The following is a 9,846-nucleotide window of genomic DNA, read 5'->3' as shown; positions in this document are numbered from 1 at the left end:
CGCAGCCAGCGCCCTCCTGAAGCGGGAATGACCGATCCCGTGATCTCAACTCAGAACAGGCCCTAGCTGCGGGCCCGTGGACCGTCCAGACACTCCTCGACCGGCCAGACCGCAGTTCCGGTGACCGGAACCAGACCGTTGGGTTCCTCCGAGAGCCTCCATGACCATGGACCCATGAGCCAGACCACGACGCCGCCGGACACGGCATCCATCATCGCGGCCACCGAGCGACTGATCGGGGCCGCAACCTCGGGCACACCGTGCGCTCCGGTGCGCGACCTGATCGGACCCGACGACGTCACCGCCGCCTACGCCGTCCAGAACCGGGTCATCGACAACCGCAAGAACGCCGGCGCACGCGTCATCGGACGCAAGATCGGACTCACCTCCACAGCCGTTCAGGCCCAGCTCGGCGTCGACCAGCCCGACTTCGGCGTCCTCCTCGACGACATGGTCCACCCCGACCAAGCAACCATCCCGATCGACCGGTTCCTCCAGCCCCGCGTAGAGGCCGAGGTCGCCTTCGTCCTCAAGCACGACCTTGCAGACGGCGACCTGGACCTCGAACGGATCGCCACCGCCGTCGACTACGCCGTTGCCGCCCTGGAGATCTGCGACAGCCGAATCGCGGGCTGGGACATCCGCTTCGCAGACACCGTTGCCGACAACGCCTCCGTCGGCGCCTTCGTGCTCGGCACCGAACGCCACACCCTCGCCGAGGTGACGCCGCGGGAGGTCACCATGACCATGACCGTCACCGGCCAGGACGACTCCACCGGCACCGGCGCCGCCTGCCTCGGCGGCCCACTCCTCGCACTGCAATGGCTCGCCACCAAGGCGCGCCAGCTCGGTGAGCCCCTGCGCGCCGGCCAAGTCATCCTCTCCGGCGCCCTCGGGCCGATGCGTCCCGTCACCGCCGGCGCCGAGGTGACCACCACCATCTCCGGACTCGGCACCGTCGCCGTCCGCTTCAGCAACAAGGGAGACGACCAGTGAGCAACTCCGACCGTTCCAAGGTGAAGGTCGCGATCATCGGCTCCGGCAACATCGGCACCGACCTGATGATCAAGGTGATGCGCACCAGCCAGCACCTCGAGATGGGCGCGATGGTCGGCATCGACCCCGCCTCCGACGGCCTGGCCCGTGCGAAGCGGTTCGGCTTCCAGACCACGCACGAGGGCGTCGAGGGCCTGATGGCCCTGCCCGGCTTCGAGGAGATCGAGATCGTCTTCGACGCCACCTCCGCCAAGGCGCACGAGCACAACGCCTCCAAGCTACAGCCCCTCGGCAAGAGCCTCATCGACCTCACGCCGGCCGCCATCGGCCCGTATGTGGTCCCCGCGGTCAACCTCGAGGAGCACCTCGACGCCCCGAACGTCAACATGGTCACCTGCGGCGGCCAGGCCACCATCCCGATCGTGGCCGCGATCTCCCGGGTGGTGCCGGTGGAGTACGCCGAGATCGTGGCCTCGATCGCCTCCAAGTCCGCCGGCCCCGGCACCCGCGCCCACATCGACGAGTTCACCGAGACCACCTCCGCGGCCATCGTCGAGGTTGGCGGCGCCCGGCGCGGCAAGGCGATCATCATCCTCAACCCCGCCGAGCCACCGCTGATCATGCGCGACACCGTCTTCGCCCTCGTCACCGCGCCCGACCCAGTCAAGCACGAGGAGATCAGGGCCAGCGTGGAGAAGATGGTCGCCGACGTGGCTGCCTACGTCCCCGGCTACCGGCTCAAGCAGCAGGTCCAGATCACCGAGATCCCCGGCGACCAGCCCGTAGTGTACGAAGCGCGCGTCCCACAGAGCTTCGTCGGCTCCCAAGTAGCGGGCCAGCTTCCGCCGCCCCCTCGCCACGTCGAAAGGCACCAGCTCGGCCCGCCCCCGAGCAATCACCTGCCGGACGCGACCTGTCACGAGATCGCACTCGTCCACCACGAGGGCGACGCGCGGGTCATCCTTCACGCGGTCGAACAACCGGGCCCACGGGCCTGTCAAAGTCCAGAAGGCTCCCTCTTCCCAGAGGAACCAGACCGGACACACCGTCGGCCCGCTCGTCGCGATGCGAGCAGTGAGCGGCTGCTGCAGGAAAGCGTCGACATCAAAACGAGGAGATTCCACATCTCGGATCTTCCGATGCCGACGATCACTTGACCACCGACCTCCGACCTACGACCTACGACCTACGACCTACGACCTACGACCAGAGACTCAGGCACACCAAGACCTGGGAAGAAGAAGGACTCTGGTGCGCAATTCGTGCGTCAGCCTGCGAGTTGGTGGCTGAGCCGGGTGAGGCGGCTGCTGCGGGTGCGGTCGAGCGGGTGTCCGCTCCAGTAGGCGTCGAGCCGCACGACGTTGATCGCGGTGGCGGAGAAGGCGTGTTGGAAGCGGACTCTGGGCAGACCGCGGTAGCGGGCCCTGCGCATCCCGGTGACGTCGAGGGCCTGATTGATGGTGCCTTCCACGCCGGCCCGCAGCCTGTACCGGGCCTTGAAGGCGTCGGTCTGCTGTTCGGCGCGGGCGGCGGCGAGGGTCTCGTGCGGTTCGCGGGGGCGCAGGGTGAGCATCCGGCGGCCTTGGCGGGAGGTGGTGCACCGGTCGAGGAGGGGACAGCTTGCGCAGGGTGTGGCGGCGAAGGTGACCACGATGGCGTCCCTGCCGTGCTGGTGGACGGGGTTCCAGTTGCTGCTGGTGCGTCCGGCCGGGCAGGGGGCCTGGCGGGCCTTCCAGTCGATGGAGAATGCGCTCTTGTCGAAGCCCTCGGCGGCCCTGGCCTGCCGGGAGTGGTCGAGCAGGGCGGGGGTGACCATTTCGGTGCCGAGCTCGGCGGCGGCGTGGATGAGGTCGGCGGAGGGGTGGCCGGAGTCGAGATAGTGCTCGCCGGGCGGCAGGCCGTGCTCGCGCAGCCGCTGCTGGATGGGGGCGGTGGCCTGCACGTCGGGGACGGCGGCGTGGGTGGTCATCACATCCGTGATCAGGTTCGGCGGCAGTAGCCCGCCGTCCGCGTCCCCGCGTCTTTCCCGGTCCACGGCTTCGGCTTCGGCTTCGGCTTCGGCTCCGGCTCCGGCTCCGGCTCCGGCTCCGGCTCCGGCTCCGGCTCCGGCTCCGGCTCCGGCTCCGGAAGGAGTATGGCAGGTCTCGGTCAAATGGATCTTGTAGCCCAGCCAGAACAGCTCCTCCCCCTTGGCCGCCCGGCGCGCATCGGCGTCGTAGGGCGAGGCCAGGCGGATGCTGCCGGGCGGGACGCCGTCCGTGTCAGCCTCCCGCTTCCTGACCGCCTCCCGCCCCCGGTTGTCGGTGTGGATGTAGTAGGTCTGCACCAGCACCTGCCGCAACAGCTGCACGGCCTCGATCTCGCGAATCCACGACGGGGCGGCATCGGCCCAGGCCGCCCGGCACAAGCGTCAGCGCGTCCTGCTCGAACGCCTGAGCGAGCCGTTCGCGTTTGGTCTTGGACGGGGGCATCGTCCAGCCGTTGATCCGCTCCCCGTAGCGGTGCGCGAACTCGGCGACGTCGACCACCTCGGCGAGCCAGGCAGGGGCGGCCACCGCCGGCGCCTCCAGAGCTGCCCGCACGCTCTCCCCGGCCAGCTCGGTGCGGTTCAGATCCCGCACCGCGCTGATGACGTGGGTGGCATCGGTGCGCTGCCTGCCGCCAGCGGCCACCAGCCCGGCCTCCTTGCAGTACTCCAGCAGCCGGTCGAAGACCGTGCGCTCCAGTCCATGCTGGGCCGGCCTCGCCCGGAAGCGGGGCAGCACGCTGTGGTCGAAGCCGGTGTCCGCCAACTCCATCCCGAGGCCGTATTTCCAGTCGATCGCGCGTATCGCCATCGCCGCGGCCTGCCGGTCGGTGAGGTTCTCGGCGAACTGCAGCACCGTCACCAGTGACAAGACGCCCGGCGAGAGCCCCGGCGCCCCACGCACCCCGAACGCCTCGGCGAACGGATCGTCGGCGAAGACCTCCGCGAGCCGGTCGCGGACCCGGATCGCCAGGCTGCCCTTGGGGAACGCGGCGCGGGCCACCGCCACGGTCTGCTCGGAACCGGCGGCAGGCCCTTGGGCCGCATCGACATCTACATCACCCCCACGGCCGCACAACGGGAAAGGCGACCGCTCAGGAGATCATCGCGTACTCAGCCGACCCCACGTCAGGAATTGCGCACCAGAGTCCCCGCTGCCGGCCATGACGTCATGAAGACCACCGCCGCCGCCGGACCGCTCAACCTGCTACTGCCAGACGTACCAACGGCAGTGGTATTCACCGGAGGCGTACTAAAACTGTCAGCTCGTTGTGTCGCGCCGGGTGCCGCACAGTGGATGTCGTGCCGCACCGAAGTCCTGGTGAGGCGGATGCCGATCGTGTCGAGCGCCGGCCGCCGCACTCCCCCGGGGCCGAGGGCCCGCCTCGTCCGCTGCGGCGTGAATCGTGTCCAAGACGCCGGCCCGGAGTAGAACCCTTGCGAGACGCCGCAACGACCAACAGAAGGGCTCCCGGGAACATGCCGGAGCGCGACCAATGCCTCGACCAGCTCGCAGGACTGCTCGACCGAAGCGCCGAGGGGAGCGGCGCGACGGGTGTCATCAGCGGTGCGGTCGGGTTCGGCAAGACCACGCTGCTGGAGGCCGTGGTGGCCAGAGCCGCGGCACGTGGGTACATGGTGCTCGGCGCAGTCGGCTCCAAGGTCGAGAGCGCAATTCCGTACGCGGTGGTGGAGCAGCTCTTCCAGAGTGCTGAACTCGTCGGCGCCGAGACCGACCTGCACGCTCAGCTACAACGGGCCAAGGAGGAGTGCTCCCACCTCGGCATGGAGACGGGCGCGGTCCAGGTCATGCAGGCGTACCACGCGCTGCTGGTCGAACTCAGCACGCACCAGCCGGTCGTGTTGTGCGTCGACGACATCCAGTACGTCGACTCCGAGTCGCTCGCCTGCCTGCTCTATCTGATCCGGCGCTGTCGGCGGAACCCGGTCACCATCCTCCTCACGCTCGGCCCGTCCGGGACCGCTCCGTGTGAGGGGGCGCTCGCCGAGCTCGCCTGCCGGCCGGGTGTGGCGCACGTTCGGCTGGGCGCGTTCGACGAAGAGGGCATGGCGCAGCTGATCGCCGACCGGTTCGGCCGGGCCGCCGCGGAGCAGTACGCGCCCGGGTTCTACGCGATGAGCGGCGGCAACCCGCTGCTGGCGCAGGCCCTGCTGAGCGACCACACCGCCCGGCTGGCGCACCCCGAGACGGGCTACCACCCGGTCGCCGCCGACCTGTTCCGCGAGGCGTCGGTGGCCTGTACCCGCCGCAGCGGCCTGAACGGGCTGCGGGTGGCCCGGGGGCTGGCGATCGCCAACGGCGTCGGCTCGCCCGCGCTGCTCGCGCGGCTGGTCGGGCTGGAGAAGAGCGACGTGGACGCCGCGATGAAGATCCTCAGCGAGTCGCGGCTGATCGAGGGGCTGCGCTTACGCCATCCGGCGATCCGCTCGGCCGTACTGGACAACATGTCGGCCTCGGAACGCACACGGCTGCACCACCGCGTCGCCGGGCTGCTGCGCAATGACGGCGCCCGTCATCGTGGTCGCGCAGCACCTGATCGCGGCGGGCACGGTGGAGGACGACTGGGCGCCGCAGTTCCTGATGGACGTGGCCAAGCAGGCGCTGCGCGAGGACCGGGTGTCCCTGGCGGAGCAGTGTCTGCAACTGGCCGACAACTGCTGCCACGACGAGGGCCAGAGCCACGTCATCAAGGCGAACCTGGCGCGGACCAAGTGGCGGGACCAGCCCGAGGCCGCCGCGCGCATCCTGCTGTCCCTGGTGGCGCCGGCCAGGATCGGGGACGTGCCGGGCGCCCTGCGTCTCAAGGTCGCCCACCGGCTGCTGGTGCAGGGGCGGCTCGACGACGCGATCGAGCTGATGGCCCCCCCTGTTCGCCGGGCCCGCCGACGGTGTGCTGGCGCAGCAGCTCACGCTGGAGCTGGACGTGACCCGGCTGTGGCTGGCGTTCACCTACCCCGGGGCGCACAAGCGGCTCGCCGGCGACCTCCCGGTCGACCAGCACCGACAGGTGCCCTGGCACCAGATCGGGCGCCCCCGGCTGTCGGCCATCAACACGCTGTGGGTGGTCCTCAAGCGCGGTCCCGACGACCTGCTGGTGGCCGAGGCGGAGCGGGTGCTCCAGCACCCGCTGGTCGAGGACGACACCATCAGCTCGTTGAACTCCGCCATCGCGGTGCTTGTCTACGCCGACCGGCTGGAGTCGGCGGCCGCCTGGTGCGGCCGGCTCCAGACGGCCGCGACCGAGCGCCACGCCTCGACCTGGAACGCCCTGTTCACCTCGACGCGGGCGCTGATCGCACTGCGCCGGGGATCGCTGCGCTGCGCCGCGGAGGCGGCGGAGGGCGCGCTGCGCAGCATGTCGGTGGAGGCGTGGGGCGTCGAGATCGGCCTGCCGCTGGCCACCGCCATCGAGGCCCGTGCGGCGATGAGGGACCACGCGGCCAGCGCCGAACTGGTCAACAGCCCGGTCCCGCCGGGCCTGTTCGAGACCCGGTTCGGGCTGCACTACCTGTACGCCCGCGGCCGCCACTACCTGGCCACTGGCTACTACGACGCCGCCCTCGCGGACTTGATTGAGTGCGGCGAGAAGGCGCAGGAGTGGGACCTCGACTCGCCGACGCTGGCGCCGTGGCGGACCGGCGCCGTGGAGGTGTGGCTCCAGCGAGGCCAACGCGAGCGCGCGAGCCGCCTGGCCGACGAGCACCTCGCGCTGGTCAAGCGCGGCCGGCGCCGCACTCTGGGGGGTGGCGCTGCGGGTCCAGGCCATGACGCGGCCCTCGTCCCGGCAGGCGGACCTGCTGGGCACGGCGGTCGACATGCTGCAGACCGCCGGGGACCACTACGAGCTGGCCCTGACCCTGGGTCGAGCTGTGCCGCACGCACCAGCAGCAGGGCGCGGCCGCGCAGGCCCGGCTGCTGGTCCGGCAAGCGTGGCGGATGGCCAGCGCGTGCGGTGCCGAGGGGCTGTGCGCCTCGCTGATGCCCAAGCCGGTTGCGGGGGTCCCGGTGGAGCAGCCGCGCAGCCTGCCGCCAGCCGACGACGTGGTGACCAACGTGCTGTCCGAGGCCGAGTTGCGGGTGTGCTCGCTCGCTGCCCGCGGCCGCACCAACCGGGAGATCTCCGACAAGCTCTTCGTCACGGTCAGCACGGTCGAGCAGCACCTCACCCGGGCCCACCGGAAGCGCAACATACGGCACCGCCGCGAGCTGCCCGCCAGCCTGGCGTCCTGACGTCCCCCTCGCCGCCGGCCGTCGCTCTTCTCCGAGCATGGCCCCAAGATGTTCCCGAAGAATAGAGGAGAGAGAACGTGGCCGAAGAGAGCCCGAATCAGTCGACCTCACAGCTGTTCTCGTCGGCTGTTCCGCTGCCGTGGCTGTTGTCGGCGGGCGGCGTGTCAGCGTTACGCACCGGTGCACGGCACCTCCGGGACGCCGTGCTCGCCAACCCCTCCTGGCTCCCCCGGCAGGTGGCCGGCGCCCTCGCCCCGGCGGGCGGGGAGGGGACGTACCGGGCCGTGTTACTCGGCCACTCCCTGGACGAACTCGCTGACGCCGCACAGGCGTTGGCCGCCGGTGAGCCGTCGTCGGGGTGCGTCGAGGGCCGGATCGAGAGCCAGGAGGACGGCGGTGAGGTGCTGTTCGTCTTCCCCGGCCACGGCTCGCAGTGGGAGGGCATGGCGGCGCGGCTGCTGGAGGAGTCGCCCCTCTTCGCCGAGCGGATGGGCCAGTTCGACCGCGCGCTGGCCGCGTACGTGGACTGGTCGCTGCTGGACGTGGTGCGCGGCACCGGCGGCGCCCCGCCGCTCATCGGCGCCGACGTGGTGCAGCCCGCCCTCGTCGCGACGATGGTGTCGCTGGCGGACCTGTGGCGGTCGTGCGGCATACGCCCGGCGGCGGCGCTGGGCCACAGCATCGGCGAGATCGCCGCAGCCTGCTTCTCCGGCGCGCTGTCCCTGGCGGACACGGCGCGGGTGAGCATGGCCTGGGGCGCGGCGCAGGAACGGCTCGCGGGGCGCGGCGAGATGCTCTCCGTGCGGCTGCCGGCCGCCCAGGTCGAGGAGCGCCTGGCCCGCTGGGGGGATCGCCTGGTGGTGGCCGCGCTCAACGGGCCCCGCTCCGTGGTCGTCTCCGGCGACACCGCGGCCGTCGCAGAACTGCACGGCGAGCTGGAGGCCGAGGGGATCCGCACCCGCAAGGTCGCCATGGGCCTGGCCTCGCACTCCCCCCAGATCGACGAGGTGCTGCCCCGGTTACGGGAGGAGCTGGACGGGGTCCGCCCCGGCCGTCCCTCGCTGCCGCTGTACTCGTCGTTCCTGGGCGGACCACTGGGCGAGCAGCCCCTCGACGCCGGCTTCTGGTGCCGCAGCCTGCGCGGCCGCATCGACTTCGAGCCCGCGGTGCGAGCGGCGCTGCGCGACGGGCTGCGGGTGTCCGTCGAGGTCGGCCCGCACCCTCTGCTGACGTCCGGAGTGCAGGAGACCGCCGAGGAGTTGGGCGCGCCCGTGACGGTCTCCGGAACGCTGTGGCGCGGGGACGGCGGAGCCGGGCGCTTCCTCGCCTCCCTCGCCCAGCTGCACGTCGCGGGCGTCACCCCGGACTGGGGCGGGGTGCTGGCCGGCGCGGACGGCGCTCAGGTCCAGCTCCCCCAGGGGATGTTCGAGGCGGACGACGACGACAGCACGGAGGACGCGGGCTCCCTGCGGGAGCGGCTGGCCGGACTGCCCCACGCCGTCCGCGTCACGCTCCTGCGCGAGCTGGTGTGCGCGCACGCGGGCGCCGTACTCGGAGTCGGCACGGTGGAGGCCGAACTCCCCTTCCGGGCCTCGGGACTCGACTCGGTGCGGGCCGTCGAGCTCCGTCGCCGCCTCGCCGCCCCCACCGGCCTCGCCCTGCCGTCCACGGCCGCCTTTGACCACCCCACCCCCGCCGCCCTCGCCGGATACCTGGCCGGACTGCTGAGCGGGGAATCCGGGGCCGACGCGCACGAGGAGGCCGCCGCCGCGGACGTACCCGGCGCCGGGGACGACCCCATCGCCGTCGTGGCCGTCGGCTGCCGCTTCCCGGGCGGGGTACGTTCGCCCGAGGACCTGTGGCAGGTGCTGGTGAACGAGTCCGACGTGGTGGGCGACCTGCCCGACGATCGGGGCTGGGACATCGGCGGCCGCTACTCCGCCGAGACCACCGGCTCGGGAACCTTCATCCAGCGGGAGGGCGGATTCCTCGACGGCGCCGGGGAGTTCGACGCGGAGTTCTTCGGGATCGCGCCGCGTGAGGCGTTGGCGATGGATCCGCAGCAGCGGCTGCTGCTGGAGACGTCGTGGGAGCTGTTCGAGCGGGCCGGGATCGACCCGGCGACGCTCAAGGGCAGCCGGACCGGGGTGTACGTGGGCGCGATGCCGATGGACTACGGCCCCCGCGCGAGCGAGGCCGGCGACAGCGTCGCAGGCCACGTCCTGACGGGCACCACGGGGAGTGTGGCGTCGGGCCGGATCTCGTACGTGTACGGGTTCGAGGGGCCGGCGGTGACGGTGGACACGGCGTGCTCGTCGTCGCTGGTCTCGCTCCATCTGGCCTGCCAGTCCCTGCGCCAGGGTGAGTCCACCCTCGCCGTCGCCGGCGGCGTGACCGTCCTGCCGACGCTGAGCATGTTCACCGAGTTCACGCGTCAACGGGCCCTGGCCCCGGACGGGCGCTGCAAGGCGTTCTCCAGCTCGGCGGACGGGTTCGGACTCGCCGAGGGTGTGGGTCTGGTGCTGCTGGAGCGGCTCTCGGATGCGCGGCGGCGTGGGCATCGGGTGCTGGC

7 protein-coding genes and 2 pseudogenes are annotated in these 9,846 nt (G+C 71.6%); 6 read left to right on the top strand and 3 right to left on the bottom strand.

Annotated elements, in window-relative coordinates; all coding sequences use genetic code 11:
- Positions 1-174: 174 nt before the first annotated feature.
- Together F3T56_RS44625 and F3T56_RS44620 are read left to right on the top strand one after the other, a co-directional pair.
- Complete coding sequence (locus F3T56_RS44625) at positions 175-996, top strand: 2-keto-4-pentenoate hydratase (RefSeq protein ID WP_149831180.1); 822 nt, start codon at positions 175-177, stop codon at positions 994-996.
- Positions 993-1,781 (top strand): annotated as a pseudogene (locus F3T56_RS44620) (acetaldehyde dehydrogenase (acetylating)); the annotation flags it as partial. The gene F3T56_RS44625 and the pseudogene F3T56_RS44620, both read left to right, overlap by 4 nt.
- On the opposite strand, the pseudogene F3T56_RS44615 reads toward F3T56_RS44620, so the two are convergent.
- The 3 genes and pseudogenes from F3T56_RS44615 to F3T56_RS47275 form a co-directional block, all read right to left on the bottom strand.
- Positions 1,779-2,120: pseudogene (locus F3T56_RS44615) on the bottom strand (pyridoxamine 5'-phosphate oxidase family protein); the annotation flags it as partial. The pseudogenes F3T56_RS44620 and F3T56_RS44615 sit on opposite strands and share 3 nt — an antisense overlap.
- 143 nt (positions 2,121-2,263) lie before the next feature.
- Positions 2,264-3,346 carry a transposase gene (locus tag F3T56_RS47280; RefSeq protein ID WP_216373106.1) on the bottom strand — a complete coding sequence of 361 codons (1,083 nt, stop codon included), beginning with the start codon at positions 3,344-3,346 and terminating at the stop codon, positions 2,264-2,266.
- On the bottom strand, positions 3,258-4,031 hold the full coding sequence (locus tag F3T56_RS47275) for a transposase (RefSeq protein WP_216373105.1): 774 nt from the start codon (positions 4,029-4,031) through the stop codon (positions 3,258-3,260). The genes F3T56_RS47280 and F3T56_RS47275 overlap by 89 nt, the downstream gene beginning before the upstream one ends.
- Positions 4,032-4,501: 470 nt before the next feature.
- On the opposite strand from F3T56_RS47275, the gene F3T56_RS44605 reads away from it, so the two are divergent.
- From F3T56_RS44605 to F3T56_RS44590, 4 genes are all read left to right on the top strand, one after another.
- Positions 4,502-5,971: an AAA family ATPase gene (locus F3T56_RS44605; protein ID WP_149831179.1), complete on the top strand. Its 1,470-nt coding sequence runs from the start codon at positions 4,502-4,504 to the stop codon at positions 5,969-5,971.
- Positions 5,935-7,023, top strand: coding sequence for a hypothetical protein (locus F3T56_RS44600; protein WP_149831178.1), 1,089 nt, complete (start codon positions 5,935-5,937; stop codon positions 7,021-7,023). Before F3T56_RS44605 ends, F3T56_RS44600 begins: the two co-directional genes overlap by 37 nt.
- Positions 7,023-7,274, top strand: coding sequence for a helix-turn-helix domain-containing protein (locus F3T56_RS44595; protein WP_172639474.1), 252 nt, complete (start codon positions 7,023-7,025; stop codon positions 7,272-7,274). Before F3T56_RS44600 ends, F3T56_RS44595 begins: the two co-directional genes overlap by 1 nt.
- 77 nt (positions 7,275-7,351) lie before the next feature.
- Positions 7,352-9,846 (top strand): beta-ketoacyl synthase N-terminal-like domain-containing protein (locus tag F3T56_RS44590; RefSeq protein ID WP_149831176.1); only part of this gene is annotated, 2,495 nt, incomplete at its 3' end.

The organism is Streptomyces tailanensis (assembly GCF_008386495.1).
GTDB classification, from domain to species: domain Bacteria; phylum Actinomycetota; class Actinomycetes; order Streptomycetales; family Streptomycetaceae; genus Streptomyces; species Streptomyces tailanensis.
This window is presented reverse-complemented; position numbering and strand designations above follow the sequence as displayed.

Bases quoted from the DNA above. Each gene is read 5' to 3' on its own strand.
- F3T56_RS44625 (WP_149831180.1), top strand. From the start codon at position 175: ATGAGCCAGACCACGACGCCGCCGGACACGGCATCCATCATCGCGGCC.
- F3T56_RS44605 (WP_149831179.1), top strand. From the start codon at position 4,502: ATGCCGGAGCGCGACCAATGCCTCGACCAGCTCGCAGGACTGCTCGAC.
- F3T56_RS44595 (WP_172639474.1), top strand. From the start codon at position 7,023: ATGCCCAAGCCGGTTGCGGGGGTCCCGGTGGAGCAGCCGCGCAGCCTG.